Origin of the sequence: Haloarcula sp. JP-Z28, from assembly GCF_011440255.1 — an archaeon.
GTDB classification, from domain to species: Archaea; Halobacteriota; Halobacteria; order Halobacteriales; family Haloarculaceae; genus Haloarcula; species Haloarcula marismortui.
In genome coordinates this window covers 1-25,206 of record NZ_JAAOHT010000030.1, presented here as the reverse complement: position 1 = coordinate 25,206, position 25,206 = coordinate 1, and the positions used below count along the sequence as shown (strand labels likewise).

At 62.9% G+C, this 25,206-nt stretch carries 29 protein-coding genes and 1 pseudogene; 17 read left to right on the top strand and 13 right to left on the bottom strand.

What is annotated here, in order from left to right; translation table 11 throughout:
• Positions 1 to 29: 29 nt before the first annotated feature.
• From G9463_RS12395 to G9463_RS12385, 3 genes are all read left to right on the top strand, one after another.
• Positions 30 to 932: an NAD(P)-dependent oxidoreductase gene (locus tag G9463_RS12395; protein WP_165896867.1), complete on the top strand. Its 903-nt coding sequence runs from the start codon at positions 30 to 32 to the stop codon at positions 930 to 932.
• A 112-nt stretch (positions 933 to 1,044) separates the two neighbouring features.
• The gene (locus G9463_RS12390) at positions 1,045 to 2,439 is read left to right on the top strand and encodes a selenium-binding family protein (RefSeq protein ID WP_165896866.1); all 1,395 of its coding nucleotides are present in this window, start codon (positions 1,045 to 1,047) and stop codon (positions 2,437 to 2,439) included.
• Between the two features lie 22 nt (positions 2,440 to 2,461).
• Positions 2,462 to 2,779 carry a 2Fe-2S iron-sulfur cluster-binding protein gene (locus G9463_RS12385; protein WP_007189301.1) on the top strand — a complete coding sequence of 106 codons (318 nt, stop codon included), beginning with the start codon at positions 2,462 to 2,464 and terminating at the stop codon, positions 2,777 to 2,779.
• A gap of 10 nt (positions 2,780 to 2,789) precedes the next feature.
• Here G9463_RS12385 and G9463_RS12380 read toward each other — a convergent pair whose 3' ends face one another.
• The gene (locus G9463_RS12380) at positions 2,790 to 3,026 is read right to left on the bottom strand and encodes a hypothetical protein (protein ID WP_004958673.1); all 237 of its coding nucleotides are present in this window, start codon (positions 3,024 to 3,026) and stop codon (positions 2,790 to 2,792) included.
• 38 nt (positions 3,027 to 3,064) lie between these two features.
• Positions 3,065 to 4,132 carry a zinc-dependent alcohol dehydrogenase family protein gene (locus G9463_RS12375; protein WP_165896865.1) on the bottom strand — a complete coding sequence of 356 codons (1,068 nt, stop codon included), beginning with the start codon at positions 4,130 to 4,132 and terminating at the stop codon, positions 3,065 to 3,067.
• Positions 4,133 to 4,243: 111 nt separating this feature from the next.
• Between G9463_RS12375 and G9463_RS12370 the strand changes: the two genes are divergently transcribed.
• Together G9463_RS12370 and G9463_RS12365 are read left to right on the top strand one after the other, a co-directional pair.
• Positions 4,244 to 4,576, top strand: a complete 333-nt coding sequence (locus tag G9463_RS12370; RefSeq protein WP_165896864.1) for a hypothetical protein — start codon at positions 4,244 to 4,246, stop codon at positions 4,574 to 4,576.
• 62 nt (positions 4,577 to 4,638) lie between these two features.
• The gene (locus G9463_RS12365) at positions 4,639 to 5,967 is read left to right on the top strand and encodes a M28 family peptidase (protein ID WP_165896863.1); all 1,329 of its coding nucleotides are present in this window, start codon (positions 4,639 to 4,641) and stop codon (positions 5,965 to 5,967) included.
• Between the two features lie 465 nt (positions 5,968 to 6,432).
• Here G9463_RS12365 and G9463_RS12360 read toward each other — a convergent pair whose 3' ends face one another.
• Together G9463_RS12360 and G9463_RS12355 are read right to left on the bottom strand one after the other, a co-directional pair.
• Positions 6,433 to 7,122: a hypothetical protein gene (locus G9463_RS12360; protein WP_049938968.1), complete on the bottom strand. Its 690-nt coding sequence runs from the start codon at positions 7,120 to 7,122 to the stop codon at positions 6,433 to 6,435.
• 102 nt (positions 7,123 to 7,224) lie between these two features.
• Positions 7,225 to 7,599, bottom strand: coding sequence for a response regulator (locus G9463_RS12355; protein ID WP_004958661.1), 375 nt, complete (start codon positions 7,597 to 7,599; stop codon positions 7,225 to 7,227).
• A 141-nt stretch (positions 7,600 to 7,740) separates the two neighbouring features.
• Here G9463_RS12355 and G9463_RS12350 point away from each other — a divergent pair, with 141 nt between their 5' ends.
• From G9463_RS12350 to queC, 4 genes are all read left to right on the top strand, one after another.
• A complete protein-coding gene (locus tag G9463_RS12350; protein WP_165896862.1) occupies positions 7,741 to 8,031 on the top strand; it encodes a hypothetical protein in 291 nt (96 codons plus the stop codon).
• A gap of 231 nt (positions 8,032 to 8,262) precedes the next feature.
• Entirely contained in the window at positions 8,263 to 8,712 is a 450-nt protein-coding gene (locus G9463_RS12345) for a 6-pyruvoyl tetrahydropterin synthase family protein (RefSeq protein WP_165896861.1), read from the top strand.
• The gene (locus tag G9463_RS12340; RefSeq protein ID WP_165896860.1) at positions 8,712 to 9,494 is read left to right on the top strand and encodes a 7-carboxy-7-deazaguanine synthase QueE; all 783 of its coding nucleotides are present in this window, start codon (positions 8,712 to 8,714) and stop codon (positions 9,492 to 9,494) included. Before G9463_RS12345 ends, G9463_RS12340 begins: the two co-directional genes overlap by 1 nt.
• A 19-nt stretch (positions 9,495 to 9,513) precedes the next feature.
• Positions 9,514 to 10,212: a 7-cyano-7-deazaguanine synthase QueC gene (gene queC, locus G9463_RS12335; protein WP_165896859.1), complete on the top strand. Its 699-nt coding sequence runs from the start codon at positions 9,514 to 9,516 to the stop codon at positions 10,210 to 10,212.
• 29 nt (positions 10,213 to 10,241) lie between these two features.
• On the opposite strand, the gene G9463_RS12330 is transcribed toward queC, so the two are convergent.
• The 4 genes and pseudogenes from G9463_RS12330 to G9463_RS12315 all read right to left on the bottom strand — a co-directional run.
• Positions 10,242 to 10,625, bottom strand: coding sequence for a methylglyoxal synthase (locus G9463_RS12330; RefSeq protein WP_007189293.1), 384 nt, complete (start codon positions 10,623 to 10,625; stop codon positions 10,242 to 10,244).
• 58 nt (positions 10,626 to 10,683) lie between these two features.
• Positions 10,684 to 10,962, bottom strand: coding sequence for a HalOD1 output domain-containing protein (locus tag G9463_RS12325; protein ID WP_004958641.1), 279 nt, complete (start codon positions 10,960 to 10,962; stop codon positions 10,684 to 10,686).
• A gap of 224 nt (positions 10,963 to 11,186) precedes the next feature.
• On the bottom strand, positions 11,187 to 11,846 hold the full coding sequence (locus G9463_RS12320; RefSeq protein WP_121302431.1) for a helix-turn-helix domain-containing protein: 660 nt from the start codon (positions 11,844 to 11,846) through the stop codon (positions 11,187 to 11,189).
• 222 nt (positions 11,847 to 12,068) lie between these two features.
• Positions 12,069 to 12,551 (bottom strand): annotated as a pseudogene (locus tag G9463_RS12315) (deoxyuridine 5'-triphosphate nucleotidohydrolase); the annotation flags it as partial.
• A gap of 141 nt (positions 12,552 to 12,692) precedes the next feature.
• Between G9463_RS12315 and G9463_RS12310 the strand changes: the two are divergent.
• From G9463_RS12310 to G9463_RS12280, 7 genes are all read left to right on the top strand, one after another.
• Positions 12,693 to 14,666 carry an aconitate hydratase gene (locus G9463_RS12310; protein WP_004958634.1) on the top strand — a complete coding sequence of 658 codons (1,974 nt, stop codon included), beginning with the start codon at positions 12,693 to 12,695 and terminating at the stop codon, positions 14,664 to 14,666.
• A gap of 579 nt (positions 14,667 to 15,245) precedes the next feature.
• Positions 15,246 to 15,743 carry a ribosomal protein S18-alanine N-acetyltransferase gene (rimI, locus tag G9463_RS12305; RefSeq protein WP_004958630.1) on the top strand — a complete coding sequence of 166 codons (498 nt, stop codon included), beginning with the start codon at positions 15,246 to 15,248 and terminating at the stop codon, positions 15,741 to 15,743.
• 131 nt (positions 15,744 to 15,874) lie between these two features.
• Complete coding sequence (locus G9463_RS12300) at positions 15,875 to 16,348, top strand: DUF5810 domain-containing protein (protein ID WP_049919110.1); 474 nt, start codon at positions 15,875 to 15,877, stop codon at positions 16,346 to 16,348.
• Between the two features lie 23 nt (positions 16,349 to 16,371).
• Entirely contained in the window at positions 16,372 to 16,785 is a 414-nt protein-coding gene (locus G9463_RS12295) for a DUF5809 family protein (protein WP_004958625.1), read from the top strand.
• Entirely contained in the window at positions 16,785 to 17,198 is a 414-nt protein-coding gene (locus tag G9463_RS12290) for a hypothetical protein (RefSeq protein ID WP_007189288.1), read from the top strand. The genes G9463_RS12295 and G9463_RS12290 overlap by 1 nt, the downstream gene beginning before the upstream one ends.
• Positions 17,195 to 17,737, top strand: a complete 543-nt coding sequence (locus G9463_RS12285) for an NUDIX hydrolase (RefSeq protein WP_121302434.1) — start codon at positions 17,195 to 17,197, stop codon at positions 17,735 to 17,737. Before G9463_RS12290 ends, G9463_RS12285 begins: the two co-directional genes overlap by 4 nt.
• 38 nt (positions 17,738 to 17,775) lie before the next feature.
• A complete protein-coding gene (locus tag G9463_RS12280) occupies positions 17,776 to 18,159 on the top strand; it encodes a rhodanese-like domain-containing protein (protein ID WP_011224056.1) in 384 nt (127 codons plus the stop codon).
• A gap of 359 nt (positions 18,160 to 18,518) precedes the next feature.
• Here G9463_RS12280 and G9463_RS12275 read toward each other — a convergent pair whose 3' ends face one another.
• From G9463_RS12275 to G9463_RS12260, 4 genes are all read right to left on the bottom strand, one after another.
• On the bottom strand, positions 18,519 to 19,727 hold the full coding sequence (locus G9463_RS12275; RefSeq protein WP_165896858.1) for a DUF5305 family protein: 1,209 nt from the start codon (positions 19,725 to 19,727) through the stop codon (positions 18,519 to 18,521).
• A 304-nt stretch (positions 19,728 to 20,031) separates the two neighbouring features.
• The gene (locus G9463_RS12270) at positions 20,032 to 20,982 is read right to left on the bottom strand and encodes a hypothetical protein (RefSeq protein WP_165896857.1); all 951 of its coding nucleotides are present in this window, start codon (positions 20,980 to 20,982) and stop codon (positions 20,032 to 20,034) included.
• Positions 20,979 to 22,052, bottom strand: a complete 1,074-nt coding sequence (locus tag G9463_RS12265; protein WP_004958601.1) for a signal peptidase I — start codon at positions 22,050 to 22,052, stop codon at positions 20,979 to 20,981. Before G9463_RS12265 ends, G9463_RS12270 begins: the two co-directional genes overlap by 4 nt.
• A gap of 57 nt (positions 22,053 to 22,109) precedes the next feature.
• Positions 22,110 to 22,715, bottom strand: a complete 606-nt coding sequence (locus tag G9463_RS12260) for a hypothetical protein (RefSeq protein WP_165896856.1) — start codon at positions 22,713 to 22,715, stop codon at positions 22,110 to 22,112.
• A gap of 603 nt (positions 22,716 to 23,318) precedes the next feature.
• Here G9463_RS12260 and G9463_RS12255 point away from each other — a divergent pair.
• Entirely contained in the window at positions 23,319 to 24,104 is a 786-nt protein-coding gene (locus G9463_RS12255; RefSeq protein ID WP_121303895.1) for a hypothetical protein, read from the top strand.
• Between the two features lie 40 nt (positions 24,105 to 24,144).
• Here the strand turns inward: G9463_RS12255 and G9463_RS12250 are convergent, their stop codons facing one another.
• The gene (locus tag G9463_RS12250) at positions 24,145 to 25,149 is read right to left on the bottom strand and encodes a phosphate uptake regulator PhoU (RefSeq protein WP_004958590.1); all 1,005 of its coding nucleotides are present in this window, start codon (positions 25,147 to 25,149) and stop codon (positions 24,145 to 24,147) included.
• Between the last annotated feature and the right edge of the window lie 57 nt (positions 25,150 to 25,206).

The window sequence follows — 25,206 nt, the reverse complement described above, 5'->3', positions numbered from 1 at the left end:
CTTTGGGCCTGTCTGCTGCATACCCTCGCATGCCTGAATCGGTCGCCGTCACCGGTGGCAACGGCCGCATTGGCAAGCACGTCCTCGACCATCTGACCACAGCCGGGTATCGAACGGTCAACCTCTCCCGTGGCAAGTGCGACGAGGCACACTCGGACGCGTACATCAAGACTGACCTGCTCGATGCGGGCGAGGTGTACGGTGCACTCGCAAAGAGCGATGCCGACACTGTCGTCCACCTCGGAATGATTCCCACGCCCGACCAGACGCCGGGATACCGGACCTACGAGAGCAACGTCATGTCCAGCTATCATGTGTTGGAGGCCGCTGGCGAACTGGGAATCGACACGGTTGCGCTGGCGTCGAGTTTCAGCGCTATTGGCGGCGGGTTCGAACCGGACCTGATAACAGTCGACTACCTCCCGATTGACGAGGACCACCGACTCACGCCATCGAACCCGTATGCAATGGGGAAGCAGACACTGGAGGTCGCCGCCGACGGGTTCGCTCGCCGGAGTACGGACGCGCCGGAGACCATCACATCGCTTCGGTTCCCGTGGGTCGTTGACGATGACCTGGCTCAGGAGACGTTTGTCGAGGCCGACCGTACCCTCGCCGGACTTCGGAACTCTGACCATTTCCACACCCAGCGCAACACGCTCTGTGGCTATGTCCACGTCACAGACGCCGTTGCGCTCGTTGAGGCAGCCATCGAGGCGTCGTTCGTCGGCCACGAGCGGCTCTGGGTATCGGCTCCGGACACCAGCGCTGAGACACCGAGCGCTGAACTCGCGGCGGAGCTGTACTCCGACGCTGACTACCGGGGCCAAACGGGCGACGACGGAAGCCCCTACACGGCGCTCATTGACACGACGAAAGCTGAGCGGCTGCTTGGCTGGGAACCGACCTGGAGCTGGCGACAACTGGCGTGAAGCCAGCGGTGGTCCGTCCATCGCTCCGGACACCACCATTACCGCGACGCATATAGCGGCTGTTTCAGCCGGAACACGTTGCTAAAATGTAATGTGTCTGTAACTAACACGCATGAGTGATGCAGAGCAGCCAGCCGAGAGCGAGACACACGACCACCATGACCACGATCACGAAGGGCCGGGCTATGCCACTCCGCAGGCCGCCATCGAGGCGGCCGAACCCGAACAGACCGCGTACGTGATGGGGCTTCACGTCGGTCAGGATGTCGACGCACCGGACTTTCTGGCTGTCGTTGACCTTGATCCCGACTCCGACACCTACAGCGAAATAATCAATCGGGTCCAGATGCCGAACAAGGGCGATGAACTCCACCACTTCGGGTGGAACGCCTGTTCCTCCTCGTGTCATATGGACGGGCTGGAGCGCCGGCATCTCGTCATTCCTGGCCAGCGGTCCTCGCGCATCCACATCGTCGACACAAAGGAGCGCCGCGACCCCGAACTGACGAAAGTCATCGAACCGGAAGAGGTGTACGAGCACGACCTCTCCGCGCCCCATACCGTCCACTGCATCCCCGACGGTGAGATTCTGATTTCCATGCTCGGCGATGCTGACGGCGACCTCCCCGGTGGATTCCTCGAATTGAACGACGACTTCGAGGTGCAGGGGCGGTGGGACCCGCCCGGCGAGATCGAGATGAACTACGACTACTGGTATCAGCCCCGCCAGAACGTGATGCTGTCTACGGAGTGGGCGGCCCCGAAAACCTACTACCCCGGTTTCGATCTGGACGATGTCAAGGACGGGAAGTACGGCCAGCGGCTCAACTTCTGGGACTGGGAAGACGGTGTCATCGAGCAGACCATCGACCTTGGCGAGGACGGCCTGATTCCGCTGGAAGCCCGCTTTTTGCACACGCCCGAGAGCACCCACGGCTACGTTGGCGCGGCGCTGTCCTCGAATATCATTCACTTCCACGAGTCAGACGAGAGATACCACGCCGAGCCGGTCATCGAGTTCGACGACCGCGAGCACGAAGGCTGGGACATGCCGGTGCCGGCACTGGTGACGGATATCCTCATTTCGATGGACGACCGCTACCTCTTCGGGTCGAGCTGGCTCCACGGGGAGGTGTGGATGTACGACATCTCGGACCCCTCCAACCCCCGAAAGGCGGATTCCATCTCTATTGGCGGCTACTTCGGCGACATCGAACAGGTTCAGGGTCGTGATATCGTCGCGGGTCCGCAGATGCTCCAGCTTTCGCTCGACGGCGAGCGGCTGTACTGGACGACCTCACTGTTTTCCTCGTGGGACAACCAGTTCTTCCCCGAGGAAGCCGAGAAGGGGTCAGTGATGCTCAAAGCCGACGTGGACCCGCGAACGGGAACGATGTCGCTGGATCGGGATTTCCTCGTGGATTTCGGCGACCTCCCCGAAGGCCCTGCTCGTGCCCACGAGATTCGGTGGCCCGACGGGGACTGCACCAGCGACGTGTGGAAATGACCATGGTGTGGCTGGACAGCCGATGACCGAGGTCCTGCTGGACTGGCGGGACAGTGAGCGCACCGAGACGATTGCGGTGCCGGACGGTGAGACGATACTCGATGCCGCGGCGGCCGCGGATATCGGGCTGCCCTTTGGCTGTCGGACTGGCGCCTGTGGGACCTGTACTGCTCGGTTGCTGTCCGGCGACGTGGTCCATCACCGCCCGCCGCGGGCGCTCAAGGACCGGCATCTGGCGGACGGCTACGTCCTGCTCTGTATCGCCGAGCCGACGACCGACACGCATCTCGCTGTCGGTGCAACGGTGCAAGCAGAACTGGTCCCGAACCCCTGGAAGTGACGGGGGCCGCTCAGGCCCGGTGCTGGCCTGACAGCGCCTGCTGGAGTACCTGCCCCAGAAACCCGATAGCTGGAACGACAAACACCGTCGCGTGGACCCAGGCGTCGTAGGTGATATTGCCCGGCTTGGTCACGAGAAAGAGGCCGTAGAGGACGAGCATCACGAGAACCCACAGGACGGTGATGACCAGAAACGGGACGGCGTCCCGGACTGGGTTGACGACAGCGTCACGCAGTATGTCGGACATGCTTGGGTGGTCAGGCTGAAGCGGGAAAAGCGTACCCGCTACCGACCGAACTCTGTCACCAGTTCGATGCCGTCGGTTCCGTAGTCGGTCATCGCCGCCAGCCGCTCCGAAACCGCCTCTAGCGCGACTCGGCGAGTGACGAGCGCACCGGGGTCGAGCGGCCCGTCAGCGACCAGTCGGAGGAGTTCGTCGTACCGCGACGGCGGCATCCCGCGAGAGCCGAGCACGTCGATGTCCCAGCGGGTAATCCAGTCGGTCGGCAGCGCCACCTCGCCGCGCTCGGCGTTGGTCGTCAGCCCGACCTGAACGTGTGTCCCCCGTGGGCGGAGGCTCCGAACGCTGTTTTGACAGGTCTCGGCTCGGCCCAGCGCATCGACGGACACCTCCGCGCCGCCGTCCGTTTCGCCCTCGATGGCCGCCGGCACGTCCTCGACAGCGCTGGCGTCGACAACGGTGCTTGCGCCCGCGTCACGGGCCATCGCCAGCGGCTCGTCCCGGATGTCGACGGCGATGACGCTCGCACCCAGTGCCGACGCGATCTGGACGGCTGCCAGCCCGAGGCCGCCACAGCCATGCACCGCGACGCGGTCCCCGGCGGCGATATCGGCCCGATGGGCCAGTGCGTGGAACGCTGTGACGTATCGACAGCCAAGCGCCGCCGCGGCGTCGAAGCTGACGCCGTCGGGCAGCCCCACGAGGTTGTAGTCGGCCTGCGGGACGGCGACCTGCTCGGCAAACGCGCCCGGCGCATCGGATTCGAAGCCCAGCGCCCACCCGTCTGTACAGACGTTGCCGTGACCGTTCCGGCAGTAGCCACAGGTCCCGTCGCCGAGGTTGAACGGCACGACGACGCGGTCGCCGACCGACACTGTCGTCACCTGGTTGCCCGTTGCGGTGACGCGACCCGCCGGTTCGTGACCCAGCACCTGCCCTATCGGCACGTCGTCGTCGGCCCAGTCGCCGTGGCCCTGCCAGGCGTGCCAGTCGCTCCGACAGATCCCACACGCCTCGACCGCGACGACGGCCCCGTCCGGGTTCGGCGTCGGCGGGTCGCGGTCCCGGACGGCCAGCGGTTCGCCGTACGCCTCAAGCACTGCCGCGCGCATGGGCCGGCTTCGCGGGCCCCGGATAAAATACCGGGGACGGCGGCCGCTGTGGTGGTGGTGGGTCAGCTCTTGGGAGCCGATTTTATGTAGACTCGCAGCCACATCCCGGATATGACCCTCCTCCCGGTTGTTGTCGCCCTGTTCGTGTCGCCGGCCGCCGCCGCGCTGGTGTACGTCGACGCCACGCGGCGCGACCTGTCCAAGCGGTACTACACTGTCGCCGCCTTTGCCGTCGGGCTCGCCAGTTTCGGCGGATTCCTCGCCGCGAGTGCTCTCGGTAGTGGGCTCCTTTCGGCGTCCTATCGCCTCCTGAACCAGCCGGTCATAGCCGTCACGCCGCTTGATTTGCTTCTTTCCTTGCTCTGCTTCGGCCTCGCTGTCACTGCACTGGCTGTTCTTGGATATGGACTCACCAGTCGATACGGCCCGCTCGCGTCGTCGTAACCGCCGCCGATTTCGGCTCGGCGACCCCCAATTTCAAAGCCGGCACGGCCCCACCGAGACGTATGGACGACACTGACTGGATCGGAGAAACGTTCACCAGCACGGTCGGGTGGGACCACTTGGAGACGCTGGTCGACATCGGGAACAGGATGGCGGGCAGCGGCGGCGAACGGGCGGCCGCAGAAGCGACCCGAGACGCGCTGGCGGCGTACGCCCGCGACGCTCGGCTCTCTGAGTTCGGGATACAGGGCTGGGAGCGGGGCGACAGCGCCGTCCATGCCAGCGGGTCGCCGGTCGCGACACAGGCCCACGAGTCCATCGCCCTCCCGCGGTCGCCGGCCGGCAAGGTGACCGGCGAACTGGTCGATGTCGGTCACGGTCTCCCAGAGGATTTCGAAGACGCTGACTGCGAGGGCCAGATAGTGCTGGCCCGCTCGGACGTGCCCGACTGGTACGACCGGTATATCCACCGGCGCGAAAAGTACTACCACGCTGTCGAGGCGGGAGCCGCGGGGTTCATCTACCGTAACCACGTCGACGGCGTGCTGCCACCGACCGGGAGCGTCGGCACCGCGGACGCACCAATCGGCGAGATTCCGGCTATCGGCGTCGCAAGCGAGACGGGCGCACGGCTAGCTCGCCGATACGCCGGAGAAAACGTCACCCTCAGCGTCGACTGCGAGACCCCCAAGGCGACGAGCCAGAACGTCCACGCCGAACTGGGACCGGACACGGACGAGCGACTGCTGGTGACCAGCCACGTCGACGCCCACGACATCGCGGAAGGGGCGATGGACAACGGGGCCGGGACGGCGATGGTCGTTGAGGTGGCCCGCGCGCTGGCCGGCCGCGAGGACGAACTGGCGACGCGCGTGGAGTTCGTCGCCTTCGGTGCCGAGGAGGTCGGACTTGTCGGCTCGAATCGGCTGGCCGGCGAAACTACCCTCGACGACGTAACGGCCGTGCTCAACTTCGACGGCGTCGTTCAGGGTCGCACGTTGAAGTGTTACACTCACGGCTTCGACGCACTTACGGCCGCTGCCGAGGACGTGGCTGACCGCTTTGACCACCCCATTTCGCTCACGCCGGAGCAAGGCCCCCATAGCGACCACTGGCCGTTCGTGCAGCGGGGCGTCCCCGGCTATCACGTGACCAGCGAAACCGGCGGCGAGGGACGTGGCTGGGGCCACACCCACGCCGATACGCTGGACAAACTGGAACCCCGGACGTTCCGCGAACAGGCCGTCCTTCTAACCGAACTTGCTGTGGCGCTTGCGGACGACTCTGCACGGCCTGCTCACAAAGACCCCGCGGAGATCGCCGATGCGCTCGAAGCACAGAACCTCGCCGAAGGGATGCGGATTACAGGAGACTGGCCCTTCGGCGATTGACGCGACGCCGCCCGCTTCACCGCCACGTTCGACTCCCGTGACCTGTGCCAAAGAATTACCAGATTTCTAGTATTTTCGACCCCACCTGCGTTCCGGTGTTCTAGTCGCTGACGGCGGCCTATAATGATTTACTCAGTATAGAAGTAACATATTCCGTAGGTTATTTACCATATGGGTACATGGAAACCGATGGCAGGTCGATTGGTCTACGTACTGAAGCCCGCATGTGAACGCTGTCACCGGCGTTCGCTGCCAAGCTCCCATGCTATTCGGTCTCGCGGAGTCCGAGACCGAGCCGACGTGAGTAAACCATCCCTGCCGTCGTCAGTCAACACCAACACCAATACCTGACGCGACGGCCGTCCACGTGCCAAGGCGGCCGTCGTGTCCACTTTCGGACTGAACTTCTGAGGAACACCAGCCGGGAGCGCGTACTGTAGAAACCGACATCCGGCGACGAGGGTTCTATGACTCGTACGCCTGTTCTACGTCAGCCTTCGCCGACGGAATGACCTGTTGTTCAGCCCGTCGCATCGACCGCAATGCCTCGTCGGTGAACTCGACATCGAGCGTGGGGAGGGCCCGTGCGAGACCGCCCAGCACCTCGCCGGGGTCGATGCTTAGTTCGAAGGCGAAGGCGTTCTGGTCCTCCTGTAGTGGGACGGAGAACTCGAAGTGTGTCTGGACAATATCCGTCGCCATCTCTTGGTCGTATGCGTCGGTGACAGCAGTCCAGAAGTCGTCGCTGTCGGCGGCCACCAGCGGTTCGAGGTCATCGCCAAACGACTGCTGGCGGGCCAGCAGTCGCTCCCGAATCTGGTCTCGTCGGTCGCCACGGACGGTGTCCCGGAGCGCGTCCCAGTAGATGTCCCGGGCCAGCACTTCGTCAGCATAGGTGTCGAACGCCGCGTCAGTGGCGGCGTAATCGAGCACCGGCTCCAGCTGGTCGAGTATCTGTTGCTGGTAGGACTGGAGTTTCGGCCGGATGACGTGGCGCTCTAGTGGGCGGCTGTTGTTCAGCAGTTTGCCCGCAACGCGGCCTCCGCTCCCGTTTGACCCGCGTAGCACGGCTGCCACGTCAAACGCCGCGTACGTCTCGTCGACGAACTGCGAGAGGTAACGTTCGAACTCTCGTTCGACGGCACGTCGTGTCACACCCGACTCTGTGGGCTGCAGTGACCTATCCCTTACGCCGATGTTCGCCACCGATAGTCCCTCGCAACATGGGCCACCGCTGCCGACTGCCGTGTTTCGAGGTCACTCCCGGCCTGCACGGACTACCACGGAGACCCGATTGGCCACGATATTCATCTCTCCGACAATGTTGTCTTTGTGCACGAAATCGGTTACACCGGCCTCCAGCGCCTCGGCCGCAATCGATTTCAGTTCGGTCGTTGTCAGCAGGAGGACCGGCAGTGAGTCGGGTAGATCCCTGGCCAGCGCAATACCAGTTTCATCCGGCAGGTCGTAGTTCGTTACGACACAGTCGACCTCGTTCTGGGCAACGTGTCGTGCTGCTTCACGGGCAGTCGAAACGACGGCGACGGCGAAATTGTAGCCCCGAAGTGCGTCCTGTAGTTGTGTCCCGAGAAAATCGCTGTCTTCGACCAATAACAGCCGATCGGTCGTCATAGTACACGCTAGGGACAGGACAGATTAAAACCACCGTCAGTGCATCTCGGAAGCAATCATAACTGTCGTCTGGGGCTTGTGCCGCGTTTTCCGCTGTGCATTCAACACGACCGTTATCACTGTGCATACCTAACAGCGTCTGTGTCCAGAGATCTGCCCAGCGACGTACACGCGGTGCTGACACAACTCGCTGAAGAGGGAGAGACGGCGATCAGCGGCGCGGAGTTCGATACGGCTCGGCAGACGGTTGCGACGGTCGAGACGGTCAGCCGGAACAAACTCCCGGAGTGTGAGTTGCGCTCGCAGTTGCTCCACGGCTGTGAGCAAGTGTACACCGTGCTCGATACCGACGATCCCGACGCTGCCGCCGAGTATCTCCGAGCGATGAACCGACGACTTGCGGCCGTTGACGACGGAACAATCTCTGAGTAATCTGGCACCCATACTAAGACGCGGAACCGGCTTTGGAGATTGCTGAGCACCATCCTGCGGTGAACGCTGTCCGATTAGCTACTGTCTATTTGCTCTCGATGCGCGTCCGCCACTGCACGCATACTGTCGGAGAATGACTACTGAAGTCCCTTCTATCTCAGTTCCGTGTTACCGAGACACTTGCGGGCCAGTTCCCGTGAGAGTTAAGCCACCGACCGATAATACCGTGATATGTCTCAGCGACTATCGAAGGCCGATAACACACTCGCCGACGCTGGCGAACGCGAACTCGTCGTCGGCGGTGACCGGCCGCTCCGGATCTCTGCGGGCCATCGATTGCTCCATCACGACGGGAAATGCTCGCGCCCGCACGGACACAACTACGAAGTAACCGTCCGCGTCACCGGCGAACTCACCGATGAGGGGTGGGTCGTTGACAAGGGCGAGATTACGGACGTAATCGACGAGTGGGACCACCGTTTCCTGCTTGAGGCCGGCGACCCACTGGTCGAGGCCTTTGACGCCAGCGGCGACGGCGACGCCGTGGTCGTCCTCGACCACCCGCCGACAGCCGAGGTCATGGCGGCGATACTGGAACAGCGCCTCGCCGACCGCCTCCCCGAGACCGTGTCGGATGTCGCCGTCTCTGTTCGGGAGACAAGCGAACTCTGTATCCGCTGATGCCGGTCGCAAACGACGCGCCCGGGGTCGATATCGAGGGGACCGACGCCGACGCAGAGTCGGGTGACCTCCCCATCAACGAACTGTTCCAGTCCCTTCAGGGCGAGGGCCGACTGGCGGGCGTCCCGAGCGTGTTCGTCCGGACCAGCGGCTGTAACCTGCGGTGCTGGTTCTGTGACTCCTATCACACCTCGTGGGAGCCGACCCATGACTGGTTTACCGTCGATGACGTGCTCGCGGCTATCGAGGAGTACGACGCCAACCACGTCGTCCTGACCGGCGGCGAACCGCTCATTCACGATTCGAGCGAGGACTTGCTGGCACGGCTGACCGACCGGGGGTATCACACGACGGTCGAGACCAACGGGACCGTCGTCCCGGACGCCCCTATCGACCTCGCCAGTGTCAGCCCGAAACTGGCCTCCAGCACGCCGACGGCCGACCGCGACCCCGACGGTAACGGCGAGTGGGCGGACCGCCACGAGGAGCGCCGGCTCGACGTGCCGACGCTGGCCGAACTCGTCGAAACCTACGACACGCAACTGAAGTTCGTCGTCACAGGGCGCGAGGATATGGCCGAAATCGAGCGCCTCCTCAAGCGACTCCGCGACGCCGCGTCGACCCGCGTGCGTGACGACGACGTGCTGCTGATGCCGGAAGGCCAGACGCGAGACCAGCTCGAAGCGACCCGGGAGACGGTCGCTGACCTCGCGCTGGAGCACGGCTACCGATACACGCCGCGACTCCACGTCGACCTCTGGAACGACGCACCGGGCACCTGACTGACCTGACCGACAACAGATGATTGATGACACCCGCGCTGTCGTGCTCGCCTCGGGCGGCATGGACAGCGCCACGGCGGCCTACGAAGCACAGACCCGCGGTTACGACCACCTGTACCTGCTGCATACGAGCTACGGGCAAAACACCGAGGACCGGGAGTACGAGTGTGCCAGCGCGCTGGCCGACCACGTCGACGCGGCTGACTTCCTCCACGTCGAAACCGGCCACCTCACCCAGATCGGCGCGTCGTCGCTGACCGACGACTCCATGGAGGTAGCGGACGCTGACACCGACAGCGACGAGATTCCGACCTCGTACGTCCCGTTCCGGAACGCGAACCTCCTCTCGATGGCGGTCTCCTACGCCGAGGCCAACGACTGCGGAGCCGTCTTCATCGGCGCACACAGTGAGGATTTCTCGGGATATCCGGACTGTCGGCCCGCCTTCTTTGACGCCTTTCAGGGCGTCATCGACGCCGGAACGAAGCCCGACACCGACATCGCCCTCGTCGCGCCCTTCGTCGAGTGGTCCAAGACCGACATCGCCAAGCGCGGCGTCGAACTCGGCGTCCCCTACGCGGACACCTGGAGTTGCTACCGGGACGACGAACCGGCCTGTGGGACCTGTGACGCCTGTGCGTTCCGGCTCGAAGCCTTCCAGCGAATCGGGGAACGGGACCCCATCGAGTACGCGGAGCGACCGACGTACGCTGAATAAGTAGATTGTAGGCGGTGTCGACTGCGGAACTAGTCGTCGGCTCTGTCCTGTGCCAGCCCTTCGAGGATGTATTCTGCAGAGGCCCGCGTCGTCGCCAGCGGCACGTCGTGAACGTCACAGATGCGCAGGAGCGCCGAGATGTCCGGCTCGTGGGGCTGTGCCGTCAGCGGGTCCCGGAGGAAGACGATGCCGTCCATCCGGCCCTCAGCGACTTCTGCGCCGATCTGCGTGTCGCCGCCCATCGGCCCGCTCTCCTTGCGTTCGACTGTGAGGTCGGTCTCTGCCATGATGCGCTTGCTCGTCGTGCCGGTCCCGACGAGGTCAAACTCCGAAAGCGTTGCTTCGTAACTCTGTGCCAGGTCGATCATCTCGGGCTTCTCGTCGTCGTGTGCGATGAGCGCGATGCGGGTCATACCTTGGGCTCTCGGGCCACCGTCTTATGTCATTTGGACGGGGACGTGTCAGCGCCCGTTACCCGTCGACAGAAACCTCACCGTCAGCCGTTATCGTCACGTCGTGTCCTTCGACAGTGAACGTCAGCGACTCCGTCGTCCTTTCCCCGACGACCGCACGGAGTGACTCGCTGTTGACGTATGTATCCAGCTCGTCAATATCATCTGCATCCAGATCTGTCGCTTCGAGTACCGCATCGGCAATAACATCTTCTGCGGGTTCGGGGCTCACCCAGTCGTCGGACCCCTCCGTGGCCCGGTTTCGCAGCATATACACAGTCCCCTCGTTCGAGCTCATATCCTACCATACGCTCCCTTCTCTTATAACAGCGGATGAGCAGTTTCACTGTCTGAAGTAACCGGCGTGCCGATGACAGACCAGACGCTGCGTCACACACTGTCAGCTCAAACGACGCAAAACACAGCTATTCGGCAATCTGTCGCCCCCAGACCCGGTTCTCACAGCGGGTCAGCGTCCCACCACCCTCGCTTTTCACCAGCCGGAAGCCGTTCCTGGTCCGATTACTCCGGCGGTGAGCCGACAAGCGGCCGTTCAGGGGCCGCCAGCGTGTTCTGTACCAGCGTTCGCGTCCCCCGCCGGAGCCGCTCTGAAGCGGCCTGACTGGAGATACCGAGCTCCGTGGCGAGGTCCGAGAGGGACGACTCCCGCGGGACGGTGAAGTACCCACGATTGAGCGCGAGCAACAGCACTTCTCGCTGTGGGTCCGTCACGCCGAACTGTGGGGAGGCTTCCGTGTCGTCAGTGATAGTCTGAATGTCGATGTTGATATCACTGGCCACGAGTGTGTCACGGAACGACAGTACGGAACTCTTCTCGGGGAACCGGGCTCGAAACACCCAGTCATCGCCGGTCTGTGCGGCACCGAGCAGGAACCCGTCCGCGTTTAATAACGATTCTCCGATCGTGTCGATTGTCGTATCAGTTGTATGCAGGGTATACCAGTGACCATCTCCTTCTGCCGCTACATGGGCATAGTCGGTGATACTCTCGTCCTGGGCCAGATTCGCTTCGATGGCGGGCCGTTCGACGGGGCCAATCCAGGCGACGGCACGGCAGTCGCCGCTCTCGCAGTGAAGTCGCTGTATCCGTATCGCTGCTTTACTCAGCGTTTCAGCTGTTCGCTGCAAGAGGGGGGCATCGATGTGAAATTCTACTATCATGTCTCACTGTCACGCAGCAACGATGATAAACCCCGGTCAGACAGTTGTCGTACCTGAAAACGGTGCTTGTGTAATTTCCGGGTACTGAAGGCTAACGGCAGTGTGGACCGGGGTATAGTTGCTTCAAGCACCAATCGATAGCACTCAGGAAATCCACTTAAATTCACAGCATGGCCTACCATGTCTCGGACGATGAGACACGTCTGGGACTGCGATTACATCTCAGAGATTTTCACCCTGATACGACCCTTCGTACGTCCCTTCGTGAGCGGCGTCAGCGAGCACGAGTTGTGCGATCCGCGCGCCCTGTTCGAGTTCGATTGGGTGGTGGACCTCCAGTAGCCCCTCGCCTCGCCCCTCGTAACCGGCGTCCCAGACAGCCGTATCAAGCATGCAGGAGTTGCGGAGCAACGACGACCGCGGGAGGAGAAAGCCGATGTGGCCATCCGGAATGACGACCCGGTCGGCGTACTCGACGATGTAGCCGCCCCGGTCGAGGTGATAGACACCGTCGTCGGGCTCAACTTCCTGTCGCTCGCCGACAGTTTTGTCGCCGCGTTCGATGCGCCCCGGCTCGACCTGTTCGTAGATTGCACCGAGCGTAAGGTCGACGCCGTTCGGTTGCACCTGCGAGTCTCTCAGGTCGCCGAGAGCATCGGCGACGAACCGCCCACTCTTGAACATACGCGGTTCTGTGCGAGTGTCGTGGAAAGACCTGCCGGTCTGGTCGACCGCTGTCCCGGCCTGTTGACTCGCTTCTGAGTGACCGACGGCACGGATTTTTATATGAAAAATACGACGGAATACGCGGGATTTATACCGCCGCGCCATCCATTGACGCACGTTATGGGACAGACGCTTACGGAAAAAATTCTCGACGACCATCTCGTCGAAGGGGAGCTAACACCCGGAGAAGAGATCGGGATCGAGATCGATCAGGTGCTGACACAGGACACGACCGGGACACTCGTCTGGCTGCAGTTCGAAGCGCTGGGCCTCGAAGAGGTTCAGACGGAACTAGCCGCCCAGTACTGTGACCACCAGACCTATCAGTTCGACTTCAAGAATACCGACGACCACCGCTTCCTCCGCTCTGCGGCAGGCACGTTCGGGGCCCATTTCTCGCGCCCCGGCAACGGTATCTGTCACAACGTCCACAAGGAGAACTTCGCTGCACCCGGCAAGACGATGCTCGGGTCCGACTCCCACACACCGACCCCCGGCGGCCTCGGCGAGCTCGCTATCGGGTCCGGTGGCCTCGACGTCGCCGTCGCGATGGGTGGCGGCGCCTACTACATTGAGATGCCGGAAGTCGTCAACGTCCGCCTCGAAGGCGAACTGCCCGAATGGGCGACTGCCAAGGACGTCATCTTGGAGCTGCTCCGCCGGCTGTCGGTCAAGGGCGGCGTCGGCAAGGTGCTGGAATACACCGGTCCCGGCGTCGAGACGCTGACCGTCCCCGAGCGGACCACCATCACCAACATGGGGACCGAGCTCGGTGCCACCTCGTCGATTTTCCCGACGGACGACCAGACCAAGGACTACCTCGAACGCCTCGGCCGCGAGGATGTCTTCGAGGACATCGGCCCCGACGAGGATGCCGAGTACGCCGACGAAATCGTCGTCGACCTCTCGGACCTCGAACCGCTCATCGCCGAGCCGTCCATGCCTGACAACGTCGTGCCGGTCTCCGAGGTCGAGGGCGTCGACGTCGAGCAGGTCATGATCGGTTCCTGTACGAACGGCGCCTACGAGGACATCCTCCCGGCCGCGAAGATGCTGGAAGGGCGCAACATCGACAAGAAGACCGAGATGATCGTCGCCCCCGGCTCCAAGCAGGCCTCCGAGATGCTGGCCCGCGAGGGCTGGACCGCGGAGATGATGGCCGCTGGCGTCAACTTCTCCGAGGCGACGTGTGGTGCCTGTATCGGCATCGGTCACGTCCCGGCCTCCGACTCCGTCTCCCTGCGGACGTTCAACCGCAACTTCGAGGGTCGCTCCGGTATCGAGGACGACAACGTCTACCTCTGCTCGCCGGAAGTCGCCACTGCGGCGGCCATCAAAGGCGAAATCGTTGACCCGCGAGACCTCGCCGACGAACTCGGCGACCTCGAGGCACCCGGTCTGGAGATGCCCGACCAGTACATCGGCAACTCCGAATCGGACCTCATCGCGCCGGACAACGCCGTCGACGACGAACTCATCAAGGGCCCGAACATCGGCGACGTGCCGCTGAAGGACCCGCTTGAGACCGAAGTCGGTGGTGAAGCCCTCCTGAAGATGGAGGACAACATCACGACGGACCACATCATCCCGGCCACACAGGACATCCTGATGTACCGGTCGAACGTCCCGAAGCTCTCCGAGTTCACGCTCTCGCGCGTCGACGACACGTTCGCGGAGCGCGCACTCGAAGCAGACGGCGGCGTACTCGTCGCTGGCGAGAACTACGGTCAGGGGTCCTCGCGTGAACACGCGGCCCTGTGCCCGATGTACCTGGGTATCGAGACCGTTCTTGCACAGAGCTTCGCCCGCATCCACAAGGCGAACCTGTTCAACTTCGGTATCGTCCCGCTCACCATCGACGAGGAGACCTACGAGAAGATCGAGGAAGGCGACGACATCGAAGTCGTCGACGACGCGGCCGAGGCCGTCAAGTCCGGCCAGACGGAGTTCACCATCCGCGTGAACGACGACTGGGAAGCGACTGGCCAGCTTGACGCCTCCGAGCGCGAACGCGAGATCCTCGCCGCCGGTGGCAAACTCTCGCACACGAAGCAGCAGCACGACGACGGCGGCGCTGCACCTGCTGACGACTAACGCGAGGTCGCGAAGCGACCTCAGATTCCGGAGCGGAGCGGGACCGTAGGTCCCGCAGGCAGTCGGGCAGCATCGCCGCCCGACGACGGGGAGGAACGACCCGTGACGGAGCGATTCCGAGCGTAGCGAGGAATCGATTTCAGGTCGAACGGCGCTTTGCGCCGTGAGACAGCGCGGTCGCCTTCTGACCGCGGTTTTTTATCGAGAAACGAAGCCTAGTACCACGTTTCCTTCAGATAACAGGATACTAGAACCGCACCAGCGCCAGAGATATGATACCCATTCCGTAGCTGGGGACGCCTTCATTCCGACGCCTGCAGTCGGCTCTGGCAGAACCTACGTCTAGTACAACTCGGCAGCGATGGAAAAGTTTGGAAAGAGGGGTGGGGGTGGGGGTGGTGGCACCCAAAATGGGTGCGCTTATAGATAGACTCGTCAGACTAAAGAACCTTCCGGAGTTCTAACTTTGTCCTGCCCCTATCGATGCATGAATTATCAGCACTTATCGACAAACAGTCAGAACCCGGGATATCTTCGGTCGGCGGTAACACATATGTAGGTCCATACCGAAGTACACACGTGACAACGGTCGCTCCTGACGGACCGGAGACGCCGGATACGCCAGCGGTTCGACGCGCCGTCCGTGCGGATCTCATCGAGGTCCACCGCATCGAGCAGGCGTCATTTCCACAGCCATGGCCGTTTTCTGCACTGGAGAGCTATCTCGGCGAAACGGGGTTTCTCGTCGCCGAAACCGGTAACGACGACGACGACCCGCCCGCTGTCGCAGGCTACGTCATCGCGGATACGGTGCCGAACCACGGTACCCCGCTCGGTCACATCAAGGACCTCGCGGTTCGGCCGGCGTACCAACGGCAGGGGGTTGCGAGCGCGCTGTTGCGGCGTGCGATGGAGGTCATCGACGAGACCGGTGCCGGCTCGGTCAAGCTGGAGGTCCGGGCCGACAATGGCGGCGCGCGAAAGCTCTACCGGCGCTTCGGGTTCGAACACCGCAAGACGATTCCGAACTACTACAGCAACGGCGAGGACGCCTTGGTAATGGTCTGTCTGCTGTAGGCGCTTGCCTCACTCCGCGGTCCGTATACTCAGATGCAGTCCCGGCGAAGAGCGGGAGCGCCGGTCTGAAACGACGACCGCTTCGAGACCCCGACTACATATACGGCTCCGCATCCACGCTTTGCACACCGATGGGATACGCCTGTCCAGTGTGTGACGACCCGCAAGCCGATGACGTGCATCTGGCGAACCACCTCGCGTTTACCGCGATGACCGGCGGCGATGATCATGAAGCGTGGCTTGACGACCGCGTCCCCGACTGGGGCCAACTCGGCGAGGACGAACTGTCCACCGAAGTCGTCGAATACGCTGAGGAGACGGAGTTCCCACAGGTGTTCGAGGATACCGTCGACCGCAGCGATGGGCATAGCCACGACCACGCGCACGGACACGGCCACGGCGACCTCCCGCAGGGCGCGGACCGCCACCGGGGATCGAACGCGCTCAGCGACCACGACAGCGAGGTGCTGGCCGAGGCTCGGGACCTGACGCGGGAGATGCTACGCGATAGCGACGACGAGAACGATGCGGACACCACTGATAGCGACACGTCGGCATCCGACGCTGGCGACGAGGCTGGCGCGACCGGAGACGAAACCGAATAGTCCCGCCGGCAGCAACAGGACGTATGGACACTGAGGGGCAGTTCGCGCCGGTATCGGCAGCCGAGGCCCGCGAGCGCTACGACGCGTTCGGGCCGACGGCGCAGGTCGTCGTCAAGGAAGTCGCGAAGGCGATGGGTCTCGACCCGGAGACCTACGAGGAGCGAGTCACCAGCGAGGTCGTCGAAACCGCTCGCGACGTGCTGTTCGCAGAATCGCTCGCGGTTCAGGTCGGCTCGATGGCGGAGTTCGAAGAGTGGCGCGAAGACACCGACTGTGAGGTGACGCTAGTCGGCGCGGAGAACGTCGACAACGTTGTCTGGCACGCCGCGCCCTTCGCGGAGCAGGCCGTCGCGGCGACGTTTCAGGACGAACGTCGCGCTGCTGTCGGGACGCTTCGTCGCCAGGCCTTCGGCCGCATCTACCGCGAGGTCATCTGATGCGCCCGGTCACACGGAACACCCTGCTCGGTATCATCGCCGTCGTCGTGCTGTTGCTGGCGCTGGGTGCGCTGCCGGGCCTCCTCAAGAGCGGGGACCCTTACTACGCCGTTGCTACGCCGACCGACGGCGAGTACAGCGTCGACAACGGTACGGCAATCAACTGGAGCAGCCAGTCTGAGCGACGCTTCCCGTACACGAGCGAGGCGCTGGCCGACGCATCTCCGTCGGCGACCGGGCAATCCGAGCCGTACTGGCGCGGGCCGCTCGGGTTCAAGGGTGCGTTCACTCATTCGCCGTTCGACGAGCGAGACGCGCTTAGCCAGCAGTACGACGGGGCTGTAACCGACGACGGCGTCGTCGTCCGGCACAACGGCACGTTTTACCACGTCGCGGTCCGACAGGACGTATGACCCGCGAACCGGACCACGAGTGGCCAATCGTCGAGAGCCAACGCGAGTACGAGACCGGCTGGTACACCGGCGGTTACGACCGAGTTCGCCAGCCCGACGGCTCCGAGAAGGACTACTACTGGGCCGAACTGCCTGATGCGGCCGTCGTGGTCGCCACGACCGGCGACGAACTCGTCATGGTCGACCAGTACCGCCCGACCATTCGTGAGCAGTGCCTCGAACTCCCGGCCGGCATCGTCGAGGACGACGAATCCTACACGGCCGCCGGTGCGCGCGAACTCCGCGAGGAGACCGGCTTCGAGGCCGCCGGCGTCTCACTTATCGAAGAGTTCTCGTGTTCGACCGGCGTGCTCCGGCACCGCCGTGGCATCGTCTTCGCTGAGGGCCTCGAACCGGTCGACCGGGAACTTGACGACAACGAGTTCCTCTCGGTGACGACAGTTCCCATCGACGAGGCACTGGCGGTCGCCCGTCGCGAGCCAGCTAACGACGCGACCATCGAAGGCATCCTGCTGGCACAGGCTGATGGATTGCTGTAGCCGGTGAAGGTTTAGGTATCGCCCGCTAGCGGCTGGATATGGACGGCGAAATCGACGCCGACGAGCTACGGTCGAAACTCGACGAGGAGACGGTCCGGGTAGTCGATATCCGCTCACCCGGCGCGTTCGAGCGAGGCCACATCCCCGAGAGCGAGAACGTCCCGTTCCCGTCGCTCGTCGATGAAGTCGAACGGTTCGAAGGCGACGACGAGGTCGTGACAGTGTGCCCGAAAGGAAAGTCCAGTGTGCAGGCCGCCCGGCTCATCGCGTCGTACGAAGGGTTTGATGGTGACGTTGTAAGCTTTGCACCGGGGCTGAACGGCTGGGACGGCCCGCTGGAGCGTGCCGAAGATGAGGAGACGCCGGCAGACACTGCAGCTGCTGACAGAGATTCCGACGAAGGCCCTGCTGCACCGTTTTAGTCGCTGTTCGGAGTTGAAATGGTGGCTCAGGAAAAGTCCATCGTCACAAGGGGCTCAGCGGGGGTAACATCTCGTCATCGCCACCAATAACGGGTATACCGTCACCGCTAAAAAATACGTCTATTATCGAGTGCCCGCCTGACCGCGTCCTGTACCGCAGTTCCCTGCATATCTTGGCATTCTGTCCGTACGTACTCGCCACACAGTGACTCCGGTCGGTACCGAGGCTGATCGCAGCGCTCCGATTGTGGTGCGTATAGCGGCGCCCGAAATCCAGCACTACCACGCCGTCCGAAACGCGTTCGATGGCGTCGAGTCGCCGTTCTGCCCCCTCCGTCGTGCGGCGTTCGCTCACCGCGCTAGTTCCTCTCCGGCGGCGAATCCAACTCGCTCCTGAACGTCGACGACCCGTCGCCCCCTGCGTCACCGTTCTCAGTAGTGACCATCGCCTCGGCCTCTTGCAGTGCCTGTTCTGGCGTCACCGACTCCCCGTCGATGGGTGCGAGTCCGAACTCGTGCATCCGACCCGGGGCGTCGGACTCCTCTCTGAACTCGTAGATGAGATTCCCGTCGACGACGGCGTAGTACTCCTGCTCTGTATCGTAGATGACACGCTTTTCCGAGTCGATTGCGATGTCGACGAGATCGACTAACCGCTCTACGGGCACGCGGGCGTACTGTCCGGTGTCCGGGATCCGGCCGCGGGAGATCCACTCCGCGTACCGAACGCTCTCGTAGCGGCGCTCGAACGCCTCAAAGTCACCGGTGCGGACATTGACCGTCTTGATCGCTACCGCACCCACCAGGCCGAGTAGTCCGGCAAACAGCAGCCACACCGACTGACCGGGGATGCCGATGGCGGTCGCAAGCGCGCCGACACCGCTCGGTGCTGCCGTGTTGTTCTGGACGACAGGGGTGGTGTGGATTCGCTCGGCCTTCCGCGGCGTGTCGAACTCGTAGTAGCGGTCAGAGACGGTAAGTGGCGAGCTGATGGTCGTCGATCCCGTGTACGCGTTCGTCTCATAGCTAGTGTCAAGCACGACCCGTGCCCGCACTGTGCCGACGCCGTTCGTGTCCGCTTCCAGCGCACGCAACCGATTCTCGGCCAGCGACGCGACATCGAGCGTTGCCGTCGTTTGCGCGGTTCCGTCGCTGACACGCTGTGTCCTGTTTGCGACTGTCCGCTGATCGGTCCAGAACACCTCACCCTGTCGCTCTACGGACAGCTGCAGCGTTATCTCGTGTGTGACAGTCACCGACTGCTCAGACGGGACGGAACTCGCCGCCTCTATCGTGAGCGCCGGAATCGATTCCATCATGTAGACCGGCGAGTCGGTCACCGTCTCTCGCTCCTCGTACAGCGACGAGTCGGAGACGACCTCTCCGGACGCGGTCAGTTCTGTGCTGACGCGTTGCTCGTTCGTCTGTACCGTCTTCTGCTGGGTGGAGGGTTCGGCGACGGCGGCTCCGACGAACAGGAGCGCGCTCAGAACCACCAGCGACACGATCATGGCACGGCCGTATCTGCCACAGACGTACTTCAGGCGGAGTGGGAGGCTGGCACTCATCCGAACTCACCGGTTTCGGGGCTACACACATACACACTAATCGGTCCGTTAGCGACATTCTAAAGGGTAATCTAACCTTTCACTCAGGAGCCTACTTACTCGCTGGAAAGCCGGTCGGCGACCGCTCGTACAGACCGGGTTCCGATAGTTTCGACCCCGACGTGGGTCCCGCCCTATCGAAACGATATTCGGCCTCCGACGCTGGTTCGTGGCTCCCTCTCTCATACAGATCAGTGTAGCAATGTTCCGGTGCCTGCTGACCCCGAGGGCGGCGTAATCGGAAAATAAGCTACGCTGATTCGTCTCAGACAGTTACCGTCACCGTCACCTGGGTCCCGTCCTGTAGCGTCAGCGCCAGTGTGACGCCGTCACCGCTCTGGAAGGTGTAGGGAGCCCCGTTCTCGGTGAACTGGTAGAGGAACACCCCTGCTGACTCGCCGGCCTCGACTGTCACCGACTGGTCGAGGCTGTGGCTGGTGCCGCTGCCGACGGCGAAGGTCGTCCCACGTCTGGCGTCCTCGGCGGCGCCTTCGCTGCTGGTAGCGCCGCCTGTCGCGTCGATATACACCTCGTCTTTCCCCCGGTTGAGATTCACCGGTTTTGGTCCGCCGAACGAGAGTACCGTGGCGTTTCCCGCCTCAACGAGCTCGAACGCGGTGATGGTGTGTGCCGTCGTCCCCGTGTTCTCGATGTTGAACCGGACACTGCCTGTCGACCCGCCACTGGGGCCACTGAAACTGCCGGTACTCGCCGACGCCGACACCGCCGAGAACGGACTGTTGTCGCTCGAACAGTCGCCGGTATCGACAGTCGTGGACCGGGTGGCCGTCCCGCTGAACGCCGATCCCGCAACCGCCGTTACGGTCGCGGACACCGAGTCCGGCGGGGAATCGCAACTGATCGTCGTCGACGTCGTCAGCGACTCGCCCGGATCGAGCGTCGCCTGTGCGTTCGACAGCATCACCGAGGCGCTCTCAGGAACGACGGTGACGTCGAGGGGCCGGTCCAGCTGGTTCGTGACTGTGATGAGCCGGCTGCTCGACCCCGCGCTCACGCTCCCGGCGACGTCGAGTGCGAGGAGTCCGTTCGCGTCGTCTGCGACAGTGGCCGCCGACCCGCGGTCGAACGTGGCGCTGGTGAACGCTACCGTCGGGGTGCCGGCTGTCACCACCAAGAGCGCCATGCCGAGCAAAAGCGCGACGGACAGCGACGACGGCCCCGAACCCCGCCCACCCGAACGACGCCGGCGGCTCATCGCTCCCTCCCCAGACGACGGAGCCGCCGACTACGCGTGCCTCGGAGCGGGGCCATCGTGTCGACGAGCAGCCAGTAGAGCACGTACAGCGGGGCGACGATCACCAGTATCGTCGATAGCGCCGCCAGCAGCGGGTGTATCCCGTGCAACGTCGTAACGACGCCGTACGGGAGCGTCGCCGGGTACGGGGAGACGCGCAGACTCGTCCGGTGTGGACCAGTCGTCTCCTGTGGGGGGATACTGGCTGTCATATTCTGTCGCTCGGGCTCCAGAACCCGGGCTTGGAGCCGGGCGATAGCTCCCCCGTCACCGTCCCCGGTGCTCGCCGTTGGCTCGTCGACGGTTGTCGTGTCCGTGATGGTCATCCCGTCGGTGTCGGTGACAACGTGTGTCAGCGGCGTTTTGGCCGTCCGGACGACCAGTGACTCGGTCCGTTCGGCCCCGACAGTCAGCGTCTGCCCACCCGGGGTCTCCGCTTCGGTGACCTGATACACAGTCGTCTGAGCGGTACCGGCAAACGAGACCAGCGCGACACCGACGACGACAGCGACGACAGCAGTCGTAAGTATCACTTCCCGGCTCCGAATGACGCTGTCCCTGTCGCGTTGCCTCGCCGACCCAGCCACGCGGTAGAGGACGAGGCCGGCCAGAAGCGCCACGGTCAGGTGCCAATAGCTCCGGAGCAGCGCGATGCCGACGCCCAGATTCGGGATGAGCAGCGGGTCGCCATCGACGGTCAGGACCGTCCCCGAGACATCCGCGGGCTGTACCGGCGGATAACCCGATGCCTGGTCAGTCGAGGGGTTCGCGTCCCCCTGTGTCACGAACCCGGCCTCGGTGATATCGACCACGCGGTGGGTGACAGACGTGCCCCGCTCCTCGGAGTGGTACGTGATGATGTCGCCCGCCGAGACGGTGCCGGCGTCGACCAGCACGTAGCCGTCGTTCGTGGCTATCGTCGGTTCCATACTGTCAGAAACAACGTACGAAACCTGGACCGGTGCGGCGGCTGGGGCGACGAGTGCGCCCACGAACAACAGGAGGAGCGCGAGGCCGAGGTTTCTGAGCATTAGTGTATGAAAGTGGACGGAGTTTCAGCGCGAACGACCCGCGGTTTCCTTCAAGTGTTAGTTCCCGTCGGAGTTCGTGCCGCCCTCGTCGACATCGTCGACGGTGAACGAGAGGGTCCCCGAGAGGTCACTCGTTGATGTCAGCGTCTCGGTCCCGTGACCGGTGTCGACGACGACAACGACGTTGTAGCTAGCGCCGGCGGCCGCGTTGACCGCGGCCGTCGTTCCCTCTTCGGTGACCGTCCCGACATCGTTGCCCTCGCTGTCGAAGATGCGGAACTCGTAGTTGTCGGCGGTGTTACCGTCGTCCGCATCAAGGGAATACCCGACATTTATCATGTGGGCCTCGTCGTCGTTGTTCCTGACCTGGAAGGCCTGTGACGTGCCGGGATTTGCGGGATCACCGAGCTCGAACTTAGCGTCTGTGTTCGCGCCGAGTGCAGTGCCGTTCTCGAAGTTAATCTCGAGCTGGTCTTGTTGGTTCTGGAAGACGAGATTGCCGGAGTTCCCGTCAGTCAGGCCGATGAGACCGTCTTCGTCGGACACCACGTCGGTGTTCGCCTGTCGGTCGACCGTCGCCGCCGTGAATGCGCTCGCACCCACCGCAGTCGTCGCAATCAGAACAATGCCCGCGAGCATCACCGTCCGAATAATTCGTGCCATTACACGATAGTAAAACAGCCAGCAGCTGATAAGTATCAGCGAACAAATTTGTATGCGTATCGCTTACCGCGCTGTTAGTCCCCTATCCGAATTCCGGCCAGCACGATTCAGAGGCTCTAACACTCGAACGGTCGTGAAAGCCATCAGAACGTCCTTTCATCGGTGATCTCGAGCAAAACAAGAGTTTTTCCTTGGCCGCAGTATATGAACGACAGTTCTCACGAACCGTCAATACACGCTATCCCGAGAGCCAAGCCGTCTACCGCATTCTCACTGAACGTTGAGTGTGAAATGCTCTCTCCAACAGTATGAGTTCCGATTGGTAGCCTCGCTAAGCGACGTAATCTATTCATAGAAACTGGCTCTCAGTGGGGGTAACATCTCGTCATCGCTACCAGCAGGTCGTAGTTCCCCACTCGGGAAAAGTGAATCCGTTGCGGACGACATGGACGGGCCGGGCTGACAGTACCTGTCGCTGGCAGGGACGTTGCTGCTCGGAGCGAATCGCACCACTGTGGATTCCGACGGTAGCGGTACGACGGTCTATATAGCGAACATATAAAATACCTATACGACGACAGCAAATACTCCGGCTGAGTGTCCGTGTCTACCACCGAGACAAGCCAGCCGCGGATCGAGCAGGCGCTCGCTGTCGTTCAGCGAGAGACCGACTGCATCGAGGCTGAACTGGCGGCGCTCAGGCGTTTTCGGACCCAGATGGTATCTATTGAGCCGACGGCCCAATCCGCGGGTACCGTTGACACCTCCGGGGGTGGGATGTCGGCATTCAGTGCCCGGCAGCCGAAACCCGATACTAGCCTGCGTGCTGTCCGGGAAGCCTACCGCGAGACGGTCATGGCTGTACCACATTTCGAAGCCGAGTACGACGACTCGCTAGAAGCGAATATGTCGATGGAGTTCGGCCCGGAACTCGGCACGCAGATCGCCACGGGAACGCGCTTGACGGCGCAGTTGTACGAGGCACTGTTGACTGCAAGCGAGGGGGCGCGCGACGAACGTGAAATGTTGCTCCCGGCGCTCGAACGCGAACGGGAGTCATTACAGTCGGTGCAAGCGACGCTTGATGACTGCGAACGCCGTGCAGCTGCACTCGGTGCGAACGCACGCCGCACAACCGACCCGGCGCGGCTCGACACCATCGACGACCAGCTTGCTGAAATTGAAGCTAACTGTGAGGCGGCGGCAGCGACCCGCCAACAGCAACTCCACAGCCGGTCGGCCGCCGCTCTCTCCGGTGTTGACGGGACCAGTCTCGTTCGGTATCTCTACGACGGCTGTCCGGTGACGTGCCCGGCGCTTGTTGACACCGTCACGTGCCTCGATACGATCAGGCGGCATCGTCGTCATTGTATCGTTTCGACAAGCTAAGGTCGCAGGACGGCTCTCTAGTTTTTGCCGTGCCGGGTGGTCAGGACTGCGGTCGAGGCGCGGCCTTCTGGAGGGCGCTTTCGGCAATGTTGCCGCCGTAGTCGGCGGTCCGGGACAGGGAGTCGACGATTAGGCCCAGAACCTGAGCGCTCTGTGGGTCGAACTCGCGGATCTGGCCATCGACTTCGCGGGCAGTCTCGTCGACATCGGGGATCTGGCTACGGGCTCCGTTTGCCAGTTCGACGGCCTCGTCGGAGTCTTCGGTCAACAGGGCGTCCATCGCAGTCTCGGGGACTGCAATGGCCTCGGCTTCCAGCTGATCGAGAAGCTCGGCTGTTTCGCCGGTGATCTCCCCGATTTCCTGGGAGAGGCTGGCGATCTTCGTCGCGTGGTCGGCAATACGCTCTAGCTGGCGGGCGCTGGACTGGAAGTCGAAGACGGTCTCGCGCGGGAAGCCGATCTCGTTAGCTGCCGTTGGGTTTCGGAGGACGGTGCGGAACACGCGCGAAACCATGTACCAGAGGCGGTCCACGTCGTCGTCGCGTTGCATCACGTCCGCCGCGAGGTCGTCGTCGTCCTCGATGAGCGCTTCGACAGCGTCGGAGAGCATTGTCAACGAGACCAGCCGCATACGCGTGATCGCGTTGTGGACAGACAGCTCCGAGGAATCCAGCAGGTCCTGCAGGACGACCCGGTCGGTCGTTTCCTCAATCATCTCCAGACCGACCAGCCCCTGTGTCGCATCACGGATGATGCGTCGCTGTTCGGCCGTTATCCGAGTCGCTTCGAGCTGGATGATGTCGAAGCCACTGACGTACATCGTCATCACCGCTCGCGTGAGTTCGTGCCTGTTTTCGAGTCCCTCCACGTCGAGACTCCCTTCTACGCGGCCGTTGTCCCGCTGTGGAGCGAGCAGCAGCAGGTCCCGCTCAGCGTGGAATTCGACGACGCTGCCCGCGCTCACGTCGTTTTCTGTCGCCCACTCTTTGGGTAGTGAGACGGTGTATGTCGACCCGCCCGTCACCTGGACCTTGCGTGTCTCCATGTGACTGACACTCGTTCATGCGATGATATAAATCCACTCATATCTATATACTGTATT

What these genes read in the sequence shown, in the direction of transcription:
- G9463_RS12390 (WP_165896866.1), top strand. Translation starts at nt 1,045, where the DNA reads ATGAGTGATGCAGAGCAGCCAGCCGAGAGCGAGACACACGACCACCAT.
- G9463_RS12340 (WP_165896860.1), top strand. Translation starts at nt 8,712, where the DNA reads ATGCCGGTCGCAAACGACGCGCCCGGGGTCGATATCGAGGGGACCGAC.
- G9463_RS12395 (WP_165896867.1), top strand. Translation starts at nt 30, where the DNA reads ATGCCTGAATCGGTCGCCGTCACCGGTGGCAACGGCCGCATTGGCAAG.
- G9463_RS12380 (WP_004958673.1), bottom strand. Translation starts at nt 3,026, where the DNA reads ATGTCCGACATACTGCGTGACGCTGTCGTCAACCCAGTCCGGGACGCC.
- G9463_RS12295 (WP_004958625.1), top strand. Translation starts at nt 16,372, where the DNA reads ATGGACACTGAGGGGCAGTTCGCGCCGGTATCGGCAGCCGAGGCCCGC.
- G9463_RS12355 (WP_004958661.1), bottom strand. Translation starts at nt 7,599, where the DNA reads ATGACGACCGATCGGCTGTTATTGGTCGAAGACAGCGATTTTCTCGGG.
- G9463_RS12375 (WP_165896865.1), bottom strand. Translation starts at nt 4,132, where the DNA reads ATGCGCGCGGCAGTGCTTGAGGCGTACGGCGAACCGCTGGCCGTCCGG.
- G9463_RS12330 (WP_007189293.1), bottom strand. Translation starts at nt 10,625, where the DNA reads ATGACCCGCATCGCGCTCATCGCACACGACGACGAGAAGCCCGAGATG.
- G9463_RS12310 (WP_004958634.1), top strand. Translation starts at nt 12,693, where the DNA reads ATGGGACAGACGCTTACGGAAAAAATTCTCGACGACCATCTCGTCGAA.
- G9463_RS12290 (WP_007189288.1), top strand. Translation starts at nt 16,785, where the DNA reads ATGCGCCCGGTCACACGGAACACCCTGCTCGGTATCATCGCCGTCGTC.
- queC (WP_165896859.1), top strand. Translation starts at nt 9,514, where the DNA reads ATGATTGATGACACCCGCGCTGTCGTGCTCGCCTCGGGCGGCATGGAC.
- G9463_RS12325 (WP_004958641.1), bottom strand. Translation starts at nt 10,962, where the DNA reads ATGAGCTCGAACGAGGGGACTGTGTATATGCTGCGAAACCGGGCCACG.
- G9463_RS12385 (WP_007189301.1), top strand. Translation starts at nt 2,462, where the DNA reads ATGACCGAGGTCCTGCTGGACTGGCGGGACAGTGAGCGCACCGAGACG.
- G9463_RS12370 (WP_165896864.1), top strand. Translation starts at nt 4,244, where the DNA reads ATGACCCTCCTCCCGGTTGTTGTCGCCCTGTTCGTGTCGCCGGCCGCC.
- G9463_RS12345 (WP_165896861.1), top strand. Translation starts at nt 8,263, where the DNA reads ATGTCTCAGCGACTATCGAAGGCCGATAACACACTCGCCGACGCTGGC.
- G9463_RS12260 (WP_165896856.1), bottom strand. Translation starts at nt 22,715, where the DNA reads ATGGCACGAATTATTCGGACGGTGATGCTCGCGGGCATTGTTCTGATT.
- G9463_RS12285 (WP_121302434.1), top strand. Translation starts at nt 17,195, where the DNA reads ATGACCCGCGAACCGGACCACGAGTGGCCAATCGTCGAGAGCCAACGC.
- G9463_RS12250 (WP_004958590.1), bottom strand. Translation starts at nt 25,149, where the DNA reads ATGGAGACACGCAAGGTCCAGGTGACGGGCGGGTCGACATACACCGTC.
- G9463_RS12270 (WP_165896857.1), bottom strand. Translation starts at nt 20,982, where the DNA reads ATGAGCCGCCGGCGTCGTTCGGGTGGGCGGGGTTCGGGGCCGTCGTCG.
- G9463_RS12280 (WP_011224056.1), top strand. Translation starts at nt 17,776, where the DNA reads ATGGACGGCGAAATCGACGCCGACGAGCTACGGTCGAAACTCGACGAG.
- G9463_RS12365 (WP_165896863.1), top strand. Translation starts at nt 4,639, where the DNA reads ATGGACGACACTGACTGGATCGGAGAAACGTTCACCAGCACGGTCGGG.
- G9463_RS12300 (WP_049919110.1), top strand. Translation starts at nt 15,875, where the DNA reads ATGGGATACGCCTGTCCAGTGTGTGACGACCCGCAAGCCGATGACGTG.
- G9463_RS12320 (WP_121302431.1), bottom strand. Translation starts at nt 11,846, where the DNA reads ATGATAGTAGAATTTCACATCGATGCCCCCCTCTTGCAGCGAACAGCT.
- G9463_RS12265 (WP_004958601.1), bottom strand. Translation starts at nt 22,052, where the DNA reads ATGCTCAGAAACCTCGGCCTCGCGCTCCTCCTGTTGTTCGTGGGCGCA.
- G9463_RS12275 (WP_165896858.1), bottom strand. Translation starts at nt 19,727, where the DNA reads ATGAGTGCCAGCCTCCCACTCCGCCTGAAGTACGTCTGTGGCAGATAC.